General features: G+C 73.0%; 15 protein-coding genes and 1 riboswitch. Of the genes, 6 read left to right on the forward strand and 9 right to left on the reverse strand.

Features of this window, described 5'->3' with window-relative positions; translation table 11 throughout:
- Positions 1–595 precede the first annotated feature (595 nt).
- Positions 596–726, forward strand: a riboswitch (cobalamin riboswitch).
- A 62-nt stretch (positions 727–788) separates the two neighbouring features.
- The 4 genes from ACFYNL_RS29410 (at position 789) to ACFYNL_RS29425 (ending at position 4,803) form a co-directional block, all read left to right on the forward strand.
- Positions 789–1,829, forward strand: a complete 1,041-nt coding sequence (locus ACFYNL_RS29410) for an ABC transporter substrate-binding protein (RefSeq protein ID WP_388808300.1) — start codon at positions 789–791, stop codon at positions 1,827–1,829.
- Complete coding sequence (locus tag ACFYNL_RS29415) at positions 1,826–2,890, forward strand: FecCD family ABC transporter permease (protein ID WP_388808302.1); 1,065 nt, start codon at positions 1,826–1,828, stop codon at positions 2,888–2,890. Before ACFYNL_RS29410 ends, ACFYNL_RS29415 begins: the two co-directional genes overlap by 4 nt.
- Before the next feature lie 269 nt (positions 2,891–3,159).
- Positions 3,160–3,915 carry an ABC transporter ATP-binding protein gene (locus tag ACFYNL_RS29420; protein WP_388808304.1) on the forward strand — a complete coding sequence of 252 codons (756 nt, stop codon included), beginning with the start codon at positions 3,160–3,162 and terminating at the stop codon, positions 3,913–3,915.
- 195 nt (positions 3,916–4,110) lie between these two features.
- Positions 4,111–4,803, forward strand: a complete 693-nt coding sequence (locus ACFYNL_RS29425) for an ANTAR domain-containing protein (protein ID WP_388808306.1) — start codon at positions 4,111–4,113, stop codon at positions 4,801–4,803.
- A 47-nt stretch (positions 4,804–4,850) separates the two neighbouring features.
- Here ACFYNL_RS29425 and ACFYNL_RS29430 read toward each other — a convergent pair whose 3' ends face one another.
- The 5 genes from ACFYNL_RS29430 to ACFYNL_RS29450 all read right to left on the reverse strand — a co-directional run bounded on the left by ACFYNL_RS29430 (position 4,851) and on the right by ACFYNL_RS29450 (position 13,247).
- A complete protein-coding gene (locus tag ACFYNL_RS29430) occupies positions 4,851–7,061 on the reverse strand; it encodes an SWIM zinc finger family protein (RefSeq protein ID WP_388808308.1) in 2,211 nt (736 codons plus the stop codon).
- Positions 7,062–7,612: 551 nt separating this feature from the next.
- Entirely contained in the window at positions 7,613–10,432 is a 2,820-nt protein-coding gene (locus ACFYNL_RS29435; protein WP_388808311.1) for an SNF2-related protein, read from the reverse strand.
- A gap of 139 nt (positions 10,433–10,571) precedes the next feature.
- Positions 10,572–11,153: a sugar kinase gene (locus ACFYNL_RS29440; protein WP_388808313.1), complete on the reverse strand. Its 582-nt coding sequence runs from the start codon at positions 11,151–11,153 to the stop codon at positions 10,572–10,574.
- Positions 11,150–12,298, reverse strand: coding sequence for an ROK family glucokinase (locus ACFYNL_RS29445; RefSeq protein ID WP_388808315.1), 1,149 nt, complete (start codon positions 12,296–12,298; stop codon positions 11,150–11,152). Before ACFYNL_RS29445 ends, ACFYNL_RS29440 begins: the two co-directional genes overlap by 4 nt.
- 211 nt (positions 12,299–12,509) lie before the next feature.
- Positions 12,510–13,247 (reverse strand): GntR family transcriptional regulator, encoded by a 738-nt coding sequence (locus ACFYNL_RS29450; RefSeq protein WP_388809087.1) that lies wholly within the window; start codon positions 13,245–13,247, stop codon positions 12,510–12,512.
- 129 nt (positions 13,248–13,376) lie between these two features.
- Between ACFYNL_RS29450 and ACFYNL_RS29455 the strand changes: the two genes are divergently transcribed.
- Positions 13,377–14,399 (forward strand): Gfo/Idh/MocA family oxidoreductase, encoded by a 1,023-nt coding sequence (locus ACFYNL_RS29455; RefSeq protein WP_388808317.1) that lies wholly within the window; start codon positions 13,377–13,379, stop codon positions 14,397–14,399.
- 34 nt (positions 14,400–14,433) lie between these two features.
- Here ACFYNL_RS29455 and ACFYNL_RS29460 read toward each other — a convergent pair whose 3' ends face one another.
- The 3 genes from ACFYNL_RS29460 to ACFYNL_RS29470 all read right to left on the reverse strand — a co-directional run bounded on the left by ACFYNL_RS29460 (position 14,434) and on the right by ACFYNL_RS29470 (position 17,664).
- Positions 14,434–15,618, reverse strand: a complete 1,185-nt coding sequence (locus ACFYNL_RS29460; protein ID WP_388808320.1) for a cytochrome P450 — start codon at positions 15,616–15,618, stop codon at positions 14,434–14,436.
- 44 nt (positions 15,619–15,662) lie between these two features.
- A complete protein-coding gene (locus ACFYNL_RS29465; RefSeq protein ID WP_388808322.1) occupies positions 15,663–16,343 on the reverse strand; it encodes a response regulator in 681 nt (226 codons plus the stop codon).
- Positions 16,344–16,419: 76 nt separating this feature from the next.
- Complete coding sequence (locus ACFYNL_RS29470) at positions 16,420–17,664, reverse strand: sensor histidine kinase (protein WP_388808325.1); 1,245 nt, start codon at positions 17,662–17,664, stop codon at positions 16,420–16,422.
- Positions 17,665–17,844: 180 nt separating this feature from the next.
- Between ACFYNL_RS29470 and ACFYNL_RS29475 the strand changes: the two genes are divergently transcribed.
- Positions 17,845–18,045, forward strand: coding sequence for a hypothetical protein (locus tag ACFYNL_RS29475; protein WP_388808328.1), 201 nt, complete (start codon positions 17,845–17,847; stop codon positions 18,043–18,045).
- Between the two features lie 48 nt (positions 18,046–18,093).
- On the opposite strand, the gene ACFYNL_RS29480 is transcribed toward ACFYNL_RS29475, so the two are convergent.
- Positions 18,094–18,480 carry a ribonuclease domain-containing protein gene (locus ACFYNL_RS29480; RefSeq protein WP_388808331.1) on the reverse strand — a complete coding sequence of 129 codons (387 nt, stop codon included), beginning with the start codon at positions 18,478–18,480 and terminating at the stop codon, positions 18,094–18,096.
- Positions 18,481–18,595 lie beyond the last annotated feature (115 nt).

Here is an 18,595-nt window from a genome sequence, read left to right on the forward strand (position 1 = left end):
ACTTGTGCCCGACGGACACGGTGGTGGCTGCGCTGCGGACGCTGTGGCGTTCAGGGCGACCCCATCATCCGAAGTCCGTGCCATCCCCCGGGCCAAGACCTGGTCAGCACGGACACCACTGCCTGGTCACTCGTCTCCCAGGGCACCCCAGGCGCAGCACACCTGAACCGTCTGGCCCGGCACCCGGCCGGGCCGTCTGCACTGTGTGTCCTCAAGGAAATGGGGCCTGCGCCCGATGGCCTTCTCCTGCCCGGGCGATGAGGGTGGAAGGCCAGGTCACGTCGGTGGGGGAAGGGGCGCCGACGCCGGGGGTGCGACGGGGACGGCGGTGCTGCCCGCCGCCTCGGCTCCGTTCCGGCCCGGTCGGCGCCCGGTCGACGGTGGACTCGACGCCGAGGGCGGCGGAGGGTGTCGAGCGCTGAGGTGGGAGCGGGAGGCCGCTCCGGTGGGAGCGGGAGGCTGACCGTCAGTCAGAGTCCGTGGCCGGAAAAGGCCCCTGGCGAAGGCGATCACACCCCAGCGGGGGCGGGTGAGCGCGTGGTAACTTCCGGACGCCAGTCGAATCCGTGGGCGCGGTCGTACGCGTACACGGGTCAGGGAATCCGGTGAGAGTCCGGAACTGACGCGCAGCGGTAAGGGTGACGGGCGGGGCAACAGCCACTGGAGCACGGCCACGGCCGGATCCGGGAAGGCGCCCCGTCAGGGCGATCCCGAGTCCGAAGACCTGCTGGCAGCAGACCGTCCGAACGGGCTCCGCGCATGGGCCCCGACGCCGAGGAAGTCACACCGTGCTCCTGTCACGTTCCGTCCGCTGTTCCGTTCTGCTCCTGACCGGAGCGCTGCTGCTGTCCGCGTGCGGTGCGGGCTCGTCGTCCGACGGGGCCGGCGCGTCCGGCGGCTCCGGCGGCAAGGCCGTCACGCTCGCCAACTGCGGGCAGAAGGTGACGGTCAAGGCCCCGCCCGAGCGGGCCGTGTCCCTGAACCAGGGCACCACCGAGATCATGCTCTCCCTCGGCCTGGCCGACCGCATGGTGGGGACCGCCACCTGGACCGACCCGGTCATGAAGGGACTGGAGACGGCCAACGCGATGGTTCCCCGGCTCGCTGACAACCAGCCGTCGTTCGAGAAGGTCCTGAACACCGAGCCGGACTTCGTCGCCGCCTCCTTCACGTCCCTGCTGAGCAAGGGCGGAGTGGCACCCCGTGAGAAGTTCGAGGAGCTCGGGGTGCCCACGTATCTCTCGCCCGCGGACTGCGAGGGCAAGGACAACGGCGGCGACGGGGACGGCTCCCGGACGAGGCCGCTGACCATGGAGACCGTCTACCGCGAAGTGCGGGAACTGGCGCGGATCTTCGGGGTGGAGGCGCGCGCGGAGAAGCTGGTCGCCGAGCTGAAGGCCCGGGTGGCGAAGGCCACGTCCGCGACCCGGGCCGAGGACGCGACAGTGCTGTACTGGTTCGCCAACCAGGAGTCCCCGTACATGGCGGGCTGCTGTGGCGCGCCCGGCATCATCACGCACGCGCTCGGCGCGAAGAACGTCTTCGACGACAGCACGCAGGAGTGGCCCCAGATCAACTGGGAGACCGTCGCCGACCGCAACCCCGATGTGCTCGTCATCGGAGACCTGACCCGCAAGCGGCAGACCGCGGAGACCGCCGCGAAGAAGATCGCTTTCCTGGAGTCCAACCCGGCGACAAGGAACATGGACGCGGTCAAGAAGAAGCGGTACGTGCTGGTCAGCGGGCAGGTGATGAACCCGACCATCCGCACCGTCGAGGGCGTGGAGAAGGTTGCGGCGGCCCTGCGCGAGTACCGGCTCGCCGGATGACCACCACCCTGCGCCCGCCCGCGGCCCGGCCGTCGCGGACCGCCGCCCGCGCGCTGCGTGACGCGGCCGGCCTGGGTGCCGGACTGGCGGTGCTCGCCGCGTCCGTCGCCGTGGCCATCACCATCGGCCCGGCGGACATCGGCGTCGGCGACGTCTGGTCGGCGGTGGCCTCCCATCTCGGTTGGGGCAGCACGGAGTTGTCCCCCATCCGGGACGGCATCGTGTGGAACCTGCGGCTGCCGCGCACCCTGCTCGCCGCGGTGTGCGGGGCAGGACTCGCCGTGTGCGGAGCGGTGATGCAGTCGCTGCTGCGCAACCCGCTCGCCGACCCGTTCGTCCTGGGCGTGTCCTCCGGGGCGTCTACCGGCGCCGTCGTCGTGGTCGTCCTCGGCGCCGGGGGCGGTGTCCTGTCCGTCTCCGGGGGCGCGTTCGTGGGCGCGGTCGGCTCGTTCGCGCTGGTGCTGCTGCTCAGTCACACGCTCGGCGGGACGACGGACCGGGTCGTGCTGTCCGGGGTGGCCGCCATGCAGTTGTTCTCGGCGCTGACCTCGTTCGTCGTGATGACGGCGGCCGACGCCGAGACCACCCGGGGCGTGCTGTTCTGGCTGCTCGGGTCGCTCAGCGGGGCCGACTGGAGCGAGGTGTGGCTGTGCCTGGCCGTCCTGGGGCTCGCCCTCGTGGTGTGTCTCGGGTACGCGCGCACCCTGGACGCCTTCGCCTTCGGCCAGGACGCGGCGGCGACGCTCGGGGTCGCGGTCGCCCGGACCCGGCTGGTGCTGCTGTGCGTGACCGCGCTGCTGACCGCCGCCCTGGTCAGCGCGGCGGGCGCGATCGGCTTCGTCGGCCTGGTCCTGCCGCACGCCGCCCGCGCCCTCGTCGGCCCGGGGCACGGCCGCCTGCTACCAGTCACCGCGGTCGCCGGGGCGGTGTTCCTGGTGTGGGCCGACACCCTGGCCCGTACCGTCCTCGACCCCCAGGAGGTGCCGGTCGGCGTGGTGACGTCGCTGGTCGGCGTTCCGGCGTTCGTCCTGGTCCTGTACCGCACGAGGAGGCGGCGATGACGATCGGCACCGGGCGCCGGGACGAGGATTCCCGGCCTCCGCACCCCGGAGCGGCACCTGACGGGTCTGCACCTGACGGGTCTGCACCTGACGAACCAGCACCCGAGGGGCCGGCACCCGCCACGCCGGTGACCGCCGGGCCCACATCCGCGAAGCGGACGACCGGCGGATCGACCACCGAGGGGCCGGCAACGGTCGGGCGGACGACCGGTGGGCCGACAGCCGCCGAGCAGTCGCCCGGCCGGCCGCCCACCCTCGTCGCCGACCGTGTGAGCCGCACCGTCGACGGGCGGCTGATCCTCGACGGTGTCAGCCTCGACCCTCGGCCCGGCTCCGTGACCGGCCTGCTCGGTCCCAACGGCTCGGGGAAGTCGACGCTGCTGCGGCTGCTGTCCGGGGTGCTCGCCCCGGCCTGCGGGGTCGTCACCCTTGACGGGCGCCCCCTGCCCGACTGGAACCGCCGCGCGATCGCCCGGCGCGTGGCGGTGGTCGAGCAGCACGCCGAGACCCTCGTCGAACTGACGGTCCGCGACGTGGTGCGCCTCGGCCGCATTCCGCACCGCCGCGCCTGGACTCCCACGACCGAGGCGGACGAGAACGCCGTACGCACCGCCCTGGAACGCACCGGACTCGGCGGCCGGGCCGACCAGCCCTGGCAGACGCTCTCGGGCGGCGAACGCCAACGCGTCCAGATCGCCCGTGCCCTGGCCCAGGAGCCTCGCGAGCTGCTGCTGGACGAACCCACCAACCACCTCGACATCCACCACCAGCTCGACCTGCTGCACCTGGTCGCCCACCTGCCCGTCACCAGCGTCGTCGCCCTGCACGACCTCAACCTGGCGGCCATGTACTGCGACCAGGTCGTCATCCTCCGGCAGGGCCGGGTGGTGGCCGCCGGAGCCCCGGGCGCCACGCTGACCGAGTCCCTGATCGCCGACGTCTACGGCGTACGCGCCGCGGTCACCCACCCCGGTCCGGGTGCCCGGCCGCACATCCGCTTCCTGGGGACGGTCGCCGACAGCTGACGGCGGCATGCACACGGCCCAGCCACGAGCCACCAGCCACGAGCCACGAGTACGGACGTTCGACGCCGAGGCACGATCCGGACGGCCTTTGAGGAGCTGCCCCGCACGCCGTCCGCCCGGTGGACACCGCCGCCCCCGACAAGGGCGGGGCTGGCGTACTGTGACCGAACCGGCGATCGAGGCGGGGTGGTGGCGGTGGACTGGCAGGAGTACGCCGAGCAGATGGCTGTGCTGGCGCGGGAACTGCTGGCACAGGACTCGGTCCAGGCGACCCTGGACGAGATCGTGGCGTCGGCGGTGAAGCTGGTGGACGGCTGTACCGCCGCCGGCATCCTCGCGGTGCGCAAGGGCCGGGCCGTGACACTGGCCGCCTGCGGAGACATGGTGCATGAGTCGGACCGCCTGCAGGGCGAACTCGGCGAAGGTCCCTGCTTCGATCTCGCCCGCGGCAAGGACGGCGAGCGGGTGTACCGGATCGCGGACCTCACCCAGCCACAGCAGACCTGGCAGCGCTTCGCTGAACAGGCGCGCAGGCTGGGCATCGGGAGCATGACCGGCGTACTGCTGTACACCGACGACGAGGACTTCGGCGCGCTGAACCTGTACGCACGGCGTCCCGGAGCCTTCAGCAAGGACATCGAGACCGCGGGCTGGCTGCTGGCCTCGCACGCCGCCGTCGCCCTGGCTGACGCCCGGACCATCGACCAGCTGGAACACGCCATGCAGACCCGGCACGCCATCGGCGAGGCCATGGGCATCCTCATGGAACGCCACCGCCTGAGCGAAGACGACGCCTTCAGCGTCCTGCGCCGCATCTCCCAGCACCACAACATCAAGCTGCGCGACGTCGCCCAGCGGGTCCGGTCCGAGCCCACCGCCCCGGACTGATCATCAGCGTCTCCGCTGCCCGGGGCCGGTCCCTGACCGGGGCCGTGTCAGCCGTCGGGCGAGACGCCCAGGCCGGTCAGGGCACCGACCGGGTCGAGGTCGGGAGTGCCCCTCGGCCACCAGTCGTCGCGGCCCGGTTCCGACTCGTACGGATACCAGAGGCCGTCGCGGCCCAAACGGAGCTGGACGTGGCCGTGGGGGTGGGTGAGGCGGTTGCGCCAGGGCCGGAAGGCGGGCAGGTCGGCGGCGAGAAGCAAGGGGCGTGCCCGGTCGAACCGGCCGGCCGGTGGGTCCCAGGGTTCTTCGAGGACGGTGAGGCCCTCAAGTCCCCCTTGGCGCCAGGCGGCGACCGCCCGGGCCAGTTCGGCAGGGGTGCGGTCGGCGGCGGAGGCTAGGGCGGCGTACAGACCGCGGGTGGCGCCGGTGAGTCCGGAGCCGGGGCGAGCCGCGGCGAGCCGGACCGCGTCCTGCCACAGGGTCAGGTCCGCCACCGGGTCGCGGCCGGTACTGAGCAGGGCGTGCGCTCGGGCCGCGGCGTCGGTCGCCAGTTGGTCCAGCGCGAAGGGGTCGGGGCCACCCGGAGCCGCCGGATAGGCGGGCGGCTGCTCCGGGTGCGGGGGCACGGGCAACGGAGGCGGCAGGGAAGGGAGTTGCCGATCCGACGCGATGGTGTCGGTGGCCCGCACCCCGGGGAGGGGCGCCGGCTCCCGGTCCTGCGCGGCGCGTGCGGCGCGGGTGGCGTTGCGGCGAGACAGTGCGTCGAGCAGTTCGCGTTCACCGCGGCCGCGCAACAGGAGCAGGACGAAGGGGTCGGCGTCGAGCAGGCGGGCCGTCTGGTAGCAGAGTGCGGCGGCGTGCTTGCAGGGGTGGCCGTTGTCGGGGCAGCTGCAGTGGGGGTCCAGATCGCCGGGGCCGGGCAGCAGGGGGACGCCGCAGTCGGCGAGGGACTGGGGCATCTCCTTGTCGAGCAGCGCGGCGATGTGCCCCGGCCGGTCCGCCGCGGAGTCCAGGAACCGCGCCCAGTCGTCGTCGCCGAGCGTCCGCAACCGCACCTGGACCCGGTACGGCCGGGGCCTGCTGCCGCGGACATAGGCGAGCACGAGCCCCGGCGTCACGGTGATGGCATCGACATGCCCCTGCTGTGCGTAACCGCGACCGCGTGCCAGCCTCTTGGTGTCGAGGGCGCCCTCCTCCAGCGCGGCCACCCACGCGTTGCCCCACCAGGTCTCGGCGAAGGCGGCGTCGTCCGGCGGGCGAGGGGCGAACGCCGGGAACGTGCGCCGGAGTTCGCCGTCACGGCCGGGGGCGGCCATGGAGCGGGGCACCTGGGGGGTGGCGGGAACGTCAGGCAGGAGCGGGGCGTCGGCGTCCGGGTGGGCCGAGGGGGTCGTGTAGGACCGGCTCTGCGGTGACGTGGAGGGCTGCCGGAGGGGGGCGGCGGGCTCCGGGAGCGGGGCGGCAGGCGTTCGTGGCGCCCATGGTTCGGAGGGTTCGGAGGGTGCAAAGGGTTCGGAAGGCTGAGAAGGCTCGGAAGGCTGAGAAGGCTCGGAGTGCCGAGAGAGCTCAGACGGCCGGGCGGACTCGGAGGGTCGAGAGGGCGACACGGGGGCCGGATCAGCCGTGCGGTGAGTGTCGTCGCCGCGGGGCCGGGCCGTCGCTCCGGACGTCTGCGACACGTCCGTGTCCGGCTCGTCCATGGGTGGCATCTTGAAGGCGTCGGCGAGCAACTCCCTCACCGCACGGGCACGGTGCCCGGCGACACCGCCGCCGGACCCCTTCCGGCCATGCGGGCCGGACGAAGCCGGTCGCCCTTGCCTGCCGCCGCGCTCGCGGCCCTCACCGTCGCCCTCGTCGACCGCCCGGGCCTGCCTCCTGTCCCCCAGAGCCGCCCGCAGCGCCTCCCGGGCGGCATCGGCGGGACGCGAACCCCGTGGCCCGGAAGCAGGAGGGCGCGCCGGTACCGCCGCATCGGAAGCAGGGGCGGGCGGCGATGCGAACGGCCCGGAAGCGGGCGCGCGTGGCGGTACGGCCGGGTCGGGAGCGGGGGCGCGCGACGGCACCGCCGGATCGGATGCGGGACCACGCGGCGGTCCACCCGAATCGGATGCGGGGGCGCGCAACGGCACCGCCGGATCGGATGCGGGACTACGCGGCGGTCCACCCGAATCGGATGCGGGGGCGCGCAACGGCACCGCCGGATCGGATGCGGGACTACGCGACGGCACCCTCGAATCAGGTGCAGGGCTACGCGACGGCACCCCCGGATCAGGTGCAGGGCTACGCGACGGCACCCCCGGATCGGGCTCCGGTGAGGCATGCTCCCTGCCCGTGTCGGTCCGGTCGGCTGCCGTGTCCGACGTGCCGCTCCCCGCGACGGCACGGCGCAGCGCGGCCCGGGCCGCATCACCTGGGCGGGTCACGGGGCGCTCGCCCCGGGCCACATCACCCGGGCGAGTCACGGGGCGCTCGCCCCGTTCCGGCGCCGGCTCCTCCGCAGCGGCCTCCCGCCGCTCCCTCGCGGCCCGAAGCGCCCGGCGCGCGGCATCGGCCGGACGCCCGGGGGCGACCTGGTGAACCGAGGGGTCCTGCGCGGCCGGTGCACGGTCCGGGCCGGCAGCGGGACCCGGATGGCTTTCGGAGTTCCGACTCGGCTCCTCCTGGACCGGGTCGGGCGCCGTGTCCACGACCCGTTCCTCGCCGAGTCCGGTGGCGTGCATGTCGGTCTCGCCCGCATCCGAAGGTGCGGGGCCGTCCGGGCCGCGGCCCCGGCCGTTCCCGTCCCGCGCGCTCCCCCGGTTCGTCGCTCCTGTCATGACTGCCTCCGCAACGACACCAGGTCGGACAGCTCCCGGTCGGTCAGTTCCGTCAGGGCCGCCTCGCCGGTGCCCAGGATCGCGTCGGCGAGGGCCCGCTTGGACGCGAGCATCTCGGCGATGCGGTCCTCGACGGTGCCCTCGGTGATGAGGCGGTGGACCTGGACGGGCTGGGTCTGGCCGATGCGGTAGGCGCGGTCGGTGGCCTGCTCCTCCACGGCCGGGTTCCACCAGCGGTCGAAGTGGACGACATGACCCGCGCGGGTCAGGTTGAGTCCGGTTCCCGCCGCTTTCAGCGAGAGGACCAGGACCGGGGTCACGCCGTCCTGGAAGCGGTCCACCATGCGCTCCCGCTCGGCGACCGGCGTCCCGCCGTGCAGCATGTCCACCGGGACGGCCCGGGCGGCGAGGTGGGAGGTGATCAGCCGGGCCATGCCCACGTACTGCGTGAAGACCAACGCCGAGCCGTCCTCCGCCAGCACGGTGTCCAGCAGCTCGTCCAGCAGTGTCAACTTGCCCGAGCGGACCGCCAGGCGGTCGTCGGGCGCGCGCTCCTCCTTGAGATACAGCGCGGGGTGGTCGCAGATCTGCTTCAGCGACGTCAGGAGCTTCAGCACCATGCCCCTGCGTGCCATGCCCTCCGCCGTCTCGATGGCGTACATCGACTCGCGCACCACCGCCTCGTAGAGCGCCGCCTGTTCACGGGTGAGCGGGACGGGATGGTCGGTCTCCGTCTTGGGCGGCAGCTCGGGGACGATGCCGGGGTCGGACTTCTTGCGGCGCAGGAGGAAGGGGCGGACCAGCCGGGCCAGGCGCTCCACCGCCTCCTCGTCCTCGCCGTTCTCCACCGCGCGTGCGTGCCGGGCCCGGAAGGACTTCAGCGGGCCGAGCAGGCCGGGGGTCGTCCAGTCGAGCAGGGCCCAGAGCTCGGAGAGGTTGTTCTCCACCGGGGTGCCGGTGAGCGCCACGCGCGCGGCGGTCGGGATCGTGCGCAGCGCCTTGGCCGTCGCGGAGTACGGGTTCTTGACGTGCTGTGCCTCGTCGGCGACGACCATGCCCCAGGTGTGCCGGGCCAGCGTCGTCGCGGTCGACCGCATGGTGCCGTAGGTGGTGAGGACGAAGCCGGTGTCCAGGTCGTCCAGGGTGCGTTCCGGGCCGTGGAAGCGGCGGACGGGGATGCCGGGCGCGAAACGGGCGATCTCCCGTTGCCAGTTGCCCAGCAGGGACGCCGGGCAGACCACCAAGGTCGGGGCGGTACCGGCACGTTTCAGGTGCAGGGCGATGACCGTGATCGTCTTGCCGAGTCCCATGTCGTCGGCCAGGCAGCCGCCGAGCCCCAGGGACGTCATGAGGTCCAGCCAGGCGAGGCCCCGGAGCTGGTAGTCCCGCAGCGTCGCCCGCAGTCCCGGCGGCGGCTCGGCAGGTCGCACCCCGGCGGTGAGACGCTCGCGCAGGGCGGCCAGGGCACCGACCGGCACCGCCTCGACCGTCTCTCCGTCGACCTCCGCACTGCCGGTGAGGGCGACGGAGAGGGCGTCGACCGGGTCGAGCAGGCCCAGTTCGCGCTTGCGTGCCTTGCGGACCAGGGCCGGGTCGACCAGCACCCAGCGGTCCCGCAGCCGGACGACCGGGCGGTGCGCCTCGGCGAGGGCGTCCATCTCGGCCTCGGTGAGCGGATCTCCGCCGATCGCCAGCTGCCAGCGGAACTGCAGCAGTTCCTCGCTCTCGAAGAAGCCGGTGCCGTCGGTCGCCGAGCCCGGCGCGGGTCGTACCACCGCCGCCGCGCTCAGGTCGTGGGCCAGGTCCCGGGGCCAGTGCACGGCGACTCCCGCGGCCGCGAGCCGGGTCGCCGCGATGCCGAGCAGATCGCTCAACTCCTCGTCGGACAGGGCCAGTACGTCGGGCACGTCCTGTTCGGACAGCCGGTCGAGCGGCGCCCACACCCGCGCCGCGCGGCGCACCGCGAGCGCCGCGTCCACCCGCGCGCGCGGGCCGAACGCGGCGTCGGCCTCGCCGGACCACAGGGCCGCCGCGTCGACGACGAGGGTGGGGTCGGCGAGGCTGTGCACCTGGACGATCGCAGCGCCGGCGCTGCGGGCGCCGTCACCGCTGTCGTCGAAGAGGTCGTACGCCGACAGGTCCAGGCGCAGCGAGACGCGCACGCCCGCGTCCATGCCGGCGGCGACCTCGGCCGCCCAGTCATGGGCGGTGGGCAGGTGCACGCCGTCGCGCGCGGCGAAGGGCCTGCCGGAGCTGTGCGGTGCGGCGGGGGTGCGGGGCAGGGTGTCCGCGACCGCGTCCAGGAAGGACCGCATCAGCGCTTCGGGCTCGGGCAGCCGCAGGGGGCCGGGGCCGGGCAGCGGGACCGCGTGGCCCTCGTACGGCAGGGCCGCGGCGACTGCGCGCAGGTGGGCGATGTCGTCCGGGTCGAGGGGGCCGGCCCGCCAGGCGTCGTGGCCGGTCGGGGTGAGGCCGGGCAACAGCCGGCCGCGCGCGGTGAGCCTGAGGGCGTGCAGCGTGGCGGCGCCCCAACAGGCGGTGGCGGGGTGGGCGGCCGGGTCGTGGCGGGCCCGCACGAGCAGCGGCAGCGCCTCGCCGAGCGGCAGGGCCAGCGCGGGGGTGGTTCTGCGGCGGACTCCGGCTCCATGGCGTCGTACGACGGTGAGCTCGGTGTCCTCGGCGGGCAGCGGGCCGCCGTCGGGGTCCCAGAAGGCCATCCGGCCCTCGCGCGGCAGCGGAGCGGGCAGGAAGACGGCCGCGAGCCGCACGGGCACGGCGTCCCCCGCGCGCTCGGCCACCACAGCACTGCCGCTCATACGTCCTGCCACCTCCCGCCCCTGAGTCGGATCAACCGTCTCCGACTCTACGGGCGGGGTCTGACAATCGGCCCCGGCGGCGGGCGGCGGTCTCGGTGCCCAGGTGACCGCCGCCCGGCGCGGAGGGCTCGGGGACCGGTCAAGGGACCGTGCGCGAGACGACGTACACGAACGGATTGTCCGGGTCGGACATGTTCACGACGACGTCTCGGGTGGGTGCCGGGTTCTTCTGCTTGTGGACGAAGCCGTACCACGGGCCTGGACCGCTGAAGTCCCAGCCGGTGACCTTCTGGTCGCGGGCGCTGATGGTGATGGCTCCCGGTTTCAGATCGCCCCGGGTGACTCCCACGGTCCTCAGGAACCAGTCCATGTTGGAGTCGGCCGTCTGGAACTGGACGTAGAGACGGCTGGTCCTCCAGTTGTTCGTCTCGTAGTACGCGACCTTGTACGACGGGTCCGGGACGGGGATCTGGTACAGCCGCCGCTGCACCCGGGACGGCCAGCCCTCGGTGAGGCCGGTCGCGGAGTACTTCCGCTCCTTGTCCTTGCCGCTGTCACGGCTCTGGTTGGCGGAGATCACCAGGTAGCCGGCGGGCACGCCGATCAGCAGCACGATGATGAGCAGGGTGAGCGCCCTGCGGCGGATCATGTGGCGGCGGTCCTCGGTCGGCGGCTGCGGCTCGTCCGGGGAGTCGGCCTGGCGGGGTACGGTCACGGTCACGCCGACCCCTGTTCGGACCGGCGGGCCTCGGCGAAGCGGGCATAGCGCTCGTAGCGCTCGACCCGGCGCCGGTTGGCGCGGCGGAAGCGGCGGGCGACCAGCCGGGCCAGGTCGGCGGCGCCGACCATGCCGGCCTCGGGGCCGAGCTGGGCCCGGGTGATGCGGGCCTCGGGGCGATAGCCGCGGCCGGTGAGGTGGCGTTTGAAGGCGTCCCGGGCGGGGCCGATCAGCAGGTCGTCGGCGGCCGACACACCGCCGCCGATGACGAAGCAGGACGGGTCCAGGGCGGCCGCGAGGTTGGCGATGCCGACGCCGAGCCACTGGCCGATGTCCTGGAGCAGCTCGATGCACATGGCGTCGCCCTCGCGGGCCAGCTCCGTGATCATCGGGCCGGTGATGTCGCCGATGCTGCCCTTGACGTGCTCGATGATCCCGTAGGCCACCGGCGAGTCGGCGGCCGCCAGCTCACGCGCCTCCCGCACCAGCGCGTTGCCCGAGCTGTACTGCTCCCAGCAGCCTCGGTTGCCGCACGGGCAGCGGTGGCCACCGGGCACGACCTGCATATGGCCGAACTCACCGGCGACGCCGTACTTGCCGCGCTTGACCTGCCCGTCCTCCAGGATCGCGCCGCCGATGCCGGTGCCCAGCGTGATCATGACGAGGTGGTCCTCGCCGCGGCCGGCGCCGAAGCGCCACTCGGCCCAGGCGGCGGAGTTGGCGTCGTTGTCGACGAGTACGGGCACCGCGAGCCGGCCGGCGAGACGGTCCCTGAGGGGCTCGTTGCGCCAGGACAGGTGCGGGGCGAACAGCACGCGGTTGCGGTCGGCGTCGACCCAGCCGGCCGCGCCGATGCCGACGGCGTGCACGTCGTGGCGGTCGGAGAGGTCCAGGACCAGCTCGACGATCGTGTCCTCGACGACCTTCGGGCTCTTGGACTTGTCCGGGGTCTCCGTGCGGAGCTTCTCCAGGATGTTGCCGTCGGCGTCCACGACGCCCGCCATCACCTTGGTGCCGCCGATGTCGATGCCCACGGTGGGGACACGGGGCGCCGACAGGTGCGAGCGGCGCTCTCTGGAGCCCACCGTCCTCAGGACGGGGGCTCTGCGGGAGCCGATCGGTGCGGTGAAGTCGCGGTAGGTGCTCATCAGGCCCGATTGTGCCGCACGCTGACACTGGGTGCCGAGCGGGGGAACGAGGGCGCCACCCCCGCGTCCTGCCCGGTACGGGTGGTTTGTGGTCGCTCGCACGGTTCACCGCGCCTCTGGGGCACGCCACCGACCGGGAGTGCCCATTGTCCTGACATTGCAACGTACCGCGCGGTCCGTCGGACCCGGACGACCTCGCGGTCCGTGCCCGTCAGGACCGTACGAGCAACTGGAACTCGAAGGAGTACCGGCTCGGCCGGTACGTGTGCGTGCCGTACTCGACCGCTCGACCCGTGTCGTCGAACGTCACTCGCTGCATCGTGAGGAGCGGCGCGCCCTCCTCCTCGGCGAGGCGTTCCGCCTCGGGGGCGGTGGCCGCGCGGGCGCCGATGGTCTGCCGGGCGCTGTGCAGGGTGATGCCGGCGGCGCGCATCAGGCGGTACAGGCCGGTCGCCTCCAGCTGCGGGGTGTCCAGGTCGATCAGGCCGGGCGGCAGGAAGTTGCACAGGTACGCCATCGGCTCGCCGTGCGCGAGACGCAGCCGCTCGATCCGGTGCACGTCGCTGTCCTCGGCGACACCCAATGCGGCGGCGACCTCGGCGGACGCCGGGACGACGGTGTTCACGAGCACCTTGGTCGCCGGTCGCTGGCCGGCCGACTCCAGGTCGTCGAAGAGGCTGCTGAGTTCCAGCGGGCGCTTGACCTGGCTGTGCACGACCTGCGTCCCGACACCCCGACGGCGCACCAGCAGACCCTTGTCGACGAGTGACTGGATCGCCTGGCGGACGGTCGGCCGGGACAGGCCGAGGCGTGCGGCGAGTTCGATCTCGTTGCCCAGCAGGCTGCCGGGAGTGAGCGCTCCGTGCTCGATCGCGGCCTCGAGCTGCTGGGACAGCTGGAAGTACAAGGGCACCGGACTGCTCCGGTCCACACTGAGCTCGAGTTCCACGGTCGGGTCCACTTCTGGTTTCGGCACGGCCTGACTGTAGCTCTACGCGTTGTTGACGGGAAGTCGTGTAGTTCGATTGTCCGGACATTTGCATTGACAGCGTACGCACTGAACCCGCACTTTGTTTCCATGCGCATCGGTGTCATCGGTACGGGCCGCATCGGCACGATCCACGCCAACACGCTCAGCCGCCATCGCGACGTCGGGTCCCTGATCCTCACGGACGCGGACACCGCGCGGGCCCAGACGCTGGCGCACCGGCTGGGCGAGACGGCGGCGCCCGGAGTGGACGAGATCTTCCGGTGGGGCGTGGACGCCGTGGTGATCACGACGGCGACCTCGGCCCACGCCGAACTGATCGGTCGGGCAGCACGGTCGGGTCTCCCGGTGTTCTGCGAGAAGCCCATCGCCCTCGATCTGCCGGGCACGTTGAGCGCGATCGGCGAGGTGGAGACGGCCGGGACGATCCTGCAGATGGGTTTCCAGCGCCGCTTCGACGCCGGGTACCTGGGCGCCCGCGAGGCGGTGCGCTCCGGGCGGCTCGGGCGGCTGCACACCGTGCGGGCGGTGAGCAGCGACCAGGAGCCGCCGCCGGCCGCGTGGCTGCCGCTGTCCGGCGGGCTGTACCGGGACACGTTGATCCACGACTTCGACGTGCTGCGCTGGGTGACCGGGCGCGAGGTCGTCCTGGTGTACGCGGCCGGGTCGGACGCCGGCCCCGCGATGTTCCGGGAGGCGGGTGACGTGGACACCGCGGCGGTGGTGCTCACGCTCGACGACGGCACGCTCGCCACGGCCACGGCGACACGGCTCAACGGCGCCGGGTACGACGTGCGCATGGAGCTGGCCGGGGAGCGGGACCAGATCGTGGTGGGCCTGGACGACCGTACGCCGATCGCGTCCACCGAGCCGACGGGGCCGCCCGCGGCGGACAAGCCGTGGTCGGGGTTCCTGGAGCGGTTCGCGCCCGCGTACGAGGCGGAGCTGAACGCGTTCGTGGAAGTGGTGCGGGGCGAGCGCGCCAATCCCTGCGACGGGCGGGAGGCCCTGCAGGCGCTGCGGATCGCGGAGGCCTGCGAGGTGTCGAGGCGCGAGCGAAGACCCGTCCCGCTGGCGGAGATGCCGGGCGGGGCCTCGGCGTCGGCGCTGTGAGAGCCGTCCTCGCCAGGGCTCCGGCCCCGCGCCCCTACCAACGCACCGGCAGACTCCGCACCCCGCGCATCAGCGGCCCCGGCAGCCACTCCCCCGGCGCCCCGTCCAGGGCGAGGCCGGGAGCGCGCTCCAGCAGGGACCGGAGCGCCGTGCGGGCCTCCAGGCGGGCCAGGGGCGCACCCAGGCAGTAGTGGATGCCGTGGCCGAACGCGAGGTGGCCGCGGGAGTCACGGCGGATGTCGAAGCGGTCCGCGGCGGGATAGCGGGCCGCGTCACGGCCGGCCGCGGCGAGGCCGACCAGCACGGACTCACCCGGCGCTATCGCGACGCCGGCGATCTCCAGGGGCTCGGCGGCGAATCGGAACGTCGCGTTCTCCACCGGGCCCTCGTAACGCAGCGCCTCCTCCACGGCGGCGTCCAGGAGAGTCATGTCGGCGCGCAGGGCGGCCAGTTGGTCCGGGTGGGTGAGCAGGCCGTGGACCGCGTTGGTGATGAGGTTGACCGTGGTCTCGTGGCCGGCGATCAGCAACACGAAGGCCATGCCCCGCAGTTCCTCCGGGGAGAGCCGGTCGCCGTCCTCGGCGGTGGTGCGGATCAGCTCGCCCAGCAGGTCGGCGGTCGGACCGGCCCGGCGCTTGTCCTCGATGAGGTCGGTGAGGTACTCGGCGAGGCGCACGAAGGCGGCGTACTCGCTGTCCGCGCTGGTGGGCGCGACCGCCTCCGTGGACAGCTTGCGGAATTCCGCACGGTCCATCTCGGGTACGCCGAGCAGCTCGCAGATCACCGTGATCGGCAGCGGGTAGGCGAAGGCGTCGACGAGGTCGGCGCGGCCCTGCGGCAGCATCACGTCGAGCAGTTCGTCGGTGATCTGCTGGATCCTCGGCCGCAGTTCCTCGACGCGGCGCATCGTGAACGCGCGCGTGATGAGACCGCGCAGCCGGGTGTGCTCGGGTGGGTCGGCGATCAGCAGGTACTTTCCGATCAGCTCCTCGTCGAGGAACGTCACCCCGATCTTGCGGCCGTCCTTGGCCAGCCGTGGGTCGGCGAGCGCCGCGCGCGCCTCCTCGTACCCCACCACGAGCCAGGTCTCGTGGTGGGCGTCGGGCTCCGGCAGCCGCACCCGGTGCACCGGGCCCCGCTCACGCAGCCGTGCGTAGACGGGGTGCGGGTCGGCGCGGAACTCGTCGCCGTACGCCCCGAGGTCGATCACTTCCGTCATGGCTTCCCCCTTCTCACCACTCCGACAACGACCCGTTCTCCGCGCTAGTGCCCGTCTTCCTCCAGTTCTTCCAGAAGTCCCGCGTCGTAGGCCAACAGGGCGATCTGCACACGGTTGTTGAGGTCGAGCTTGGCCAGGACGCGGGAGACGTGGGTCTTGACGGTGGCGACGCTCATGAAGAGCCCCGCGGCGATCTCCGCGTTGGACAGGCCCCGGCCCACCGCGACGGCGACCTCGCGCTCGCGGTCGTTGAGGACGGTGAGCCGCTCACGCGCGCGTGCGCGGCGGGTGTCGGCGGCGGTGCCGGCCGCGTGCTCCATCAACTGGCGTGTGACGGTGGGCGACAGCACGGGGTCACCGGCCGCGACGCGGCGCACCGCGTCGACGATCTCGGCGGGCGGGGTGTCCTTGAGCACGAACCCGGCGGCGCCGGCCCGCAGGGCGCGCAGCACCTGCTCGTCGGCGTGGAAGGTGGTCAGCAGCACGACCTGCGGGGCGTCCTTCCTGCCGCGCAGCCGCTCGGTGGCGGTGATGCCGTCGACCGAGGGCATCCGGATGTCCATCAGGACCACGTCCGGGCGGGCGCGGTCGACCAGCGCGTCGACCTCGGCGCCGTCGGAGGCCTCGCCGACGATCTCGATGTCCTGGGCGCCGCCCATCATGAAGGACAGGCCGGCCCTGACCAACGGGTCGTCGTCGACGAGGAGAAGTCTGATCGCAGTCATGGGGCTTACGTAATCACGGTTGTGCGGGCCTGCGTTCCGGACCGGCGCCACCTGGTGAGCGGCACGACCACGCGGGTCATCGCCAAGGCAGCCAGGCCCGCACCTCGAACCCCCCGTCCGCGGCCGGGCCGTGCTCCAGCCGGCCGCCGGTCAGGACGGCCCGTTCCGTCAGGCCGATCAGGCCCTGCCCGGAGCCGGGGACGTGCGGGACCTCGCCCTCGGGCGCGGGATTGCGCACCGACACGTTCAGCCCCTCGCCGGGTGTGCCGGTCACCGTCACGGTGACCTCCGTGCCGGGGGCGTGCTTGCGGGCGTTGGTCAGGCCCTCCTGGGCGATGCGGTAGGCGGTGCGGCCGACCGAGGCGGGCACGTCCGCGGGGTCGGTGACGCGCTGGTCGAGGGTGACCTTCATGCCCGCCTCGCGGGACTCGGCGGCCAGCGCCTCCAGTGCCGCGAGGGTGGGCTGCGGGCGGCCGGTGTCGTCGGGCTCCCCGGCCCGCAGTACGCCGATGATCTCCCGCAGGTCCTGGAGCGCCTCGTGGGAGCTCTCCCGGATCACGCCGGCCGCCCGCTGGATCTCCTCGCGGGGCGCGTCGGGACGGAACTCCAGGGCGCCCGCGTGCACGCTGAGCAGCGTCAGCCGGTGCGCGAGGACGTCGTGCATCTCGCGGGCGATGGCCTCGCGGGCGAGCCGCTGCGCCTGCTCGGCGCGCAGCCGGGCCTCCGTCTCGGCACGGCGGGCGCGGTCGCGCAGGCTCAGCAGGAGCCGCCGTTTGGACCGGGCCAGCATGCCCCAGCCGACCACCAGGGCGGTCATCAGCGAAGCCAGCAGGACGGCCCAGCCGTACGGCAGATCGGGCTCGGGGCGCCACCAGAAGTACAGCGGGTTCAGTACCGCGGAGGCACCTGCCACCCAGGCCACGTACCGGAAGGGCCGGTGGACGGCGAGCGTGAACAGGGCGATCAGGCCCGCGCCGCCCGCCGTGGTCGACACGAAGGCGACCGGAAGCATCGCCACGGCGAGCCCGAGGGGCCAGCGGCGCCGCAGCCAGACCGCCGCGCAGGAGAGCGCGCCCAGCAGTTGGTCGAAGGCCGCGTAACCGGCCGGCAGGTCCTCCTTCTGCAGCGTGTCCGCGCCGAGCAGGCCGATGACGACGGCCGCCAGAAAGCAGGAGAAGTCGACCACCCAGTCGCGTGCGGTGCGCCGGGGGCGCCCGGTGGGCGCGGCATCGGGGTCGAACTCCTTGATCAGGGCTGAGGGCAGCAGCCAGCGCCGCCCCGCGAACGCCTGGGGTACGGGCTCCGGCTGGTCTCCACTCACGGTCGCCCAATCTACGCAGTGCGGACGACCGGGGGCGCCACGGCGGCGCGTTCGTCGACCAAAGTCGCGGCATCCGCGACCTTGGTCGCGGCCGGGGCGTACGGAACCTGGACTTCCGTCCGACATGGCTCGCCCCGCGGCCGATTGGGGGTGGGGGGTCCGCGGGGCGAGGATCATGCCATGAAGCAGCTGCTGGAGATCATTGGATTCATCGCCCTGGTGCAGGGCGTCGCGGGCCTGGTGCACGAGTTCACCGACTGGAACTGGGGTCTCGTGCAACGGATCGACTTTCTCGACGGCTTCGAGATCTACGCGAACGTCGCCCTGCTCGCGCTGGCGTTCGCGCTGTTCGCCGCCGCCGAGAGCCGCAGATCCGGCTGAAACCGGGCCCGGTGGGGGTCAGGCCCGGTGGGTTCAGGCCCGGTGAGTTCAGCAGCCGTAGTCGACCAGGTCGAACGACTCGTAGTGGTCGGCGGTGTAGTAGTCCTCCTGGTTCCGCTCACCGGTGACGATCCGGCGAGCTCCGCGTGTGTCGGAGCCGGGCGTGATCACCGTGTACTCGTGGTAGTACCCGGACGACTGGCTGGGCAGGATGCCTTCCCGGTTCTGGAAGACGGTGCCGTCCTGTTCGAAGGGGTAGGGCCCGCCCTGCTCGATCAGGTCGAGGGTGTCGTGGGCCTGGGAGGGCAGGCGGCTGTAGCAGATGCTGCCGACCGCCGCGGCCGCCGGCGTGGCGGTGACGGTTCCGCCGACGAGCAGGGCGGACAGGACGGCGGCCGCGGTGCCGATACGGCTGATTCGTGGGGGGAATCTCATGCCCCTCATGATGACGCGCGTAGACAGTGGCATGTCAATGACAACGCCGGAGATTTTCCCGGCAAGTCCGATCAGTTTTCGGGAAGTTAACGTTCGCCCGGGCGTCCTCACACGA

The organism is Streptomyces sp. NPDC007808, assembly GCF_042868655.1.
GTDB lineage: Bacteria > Actinomycetota > Actinomycetes > Streptomycetales > Streptomycetaceae > Streptomyces.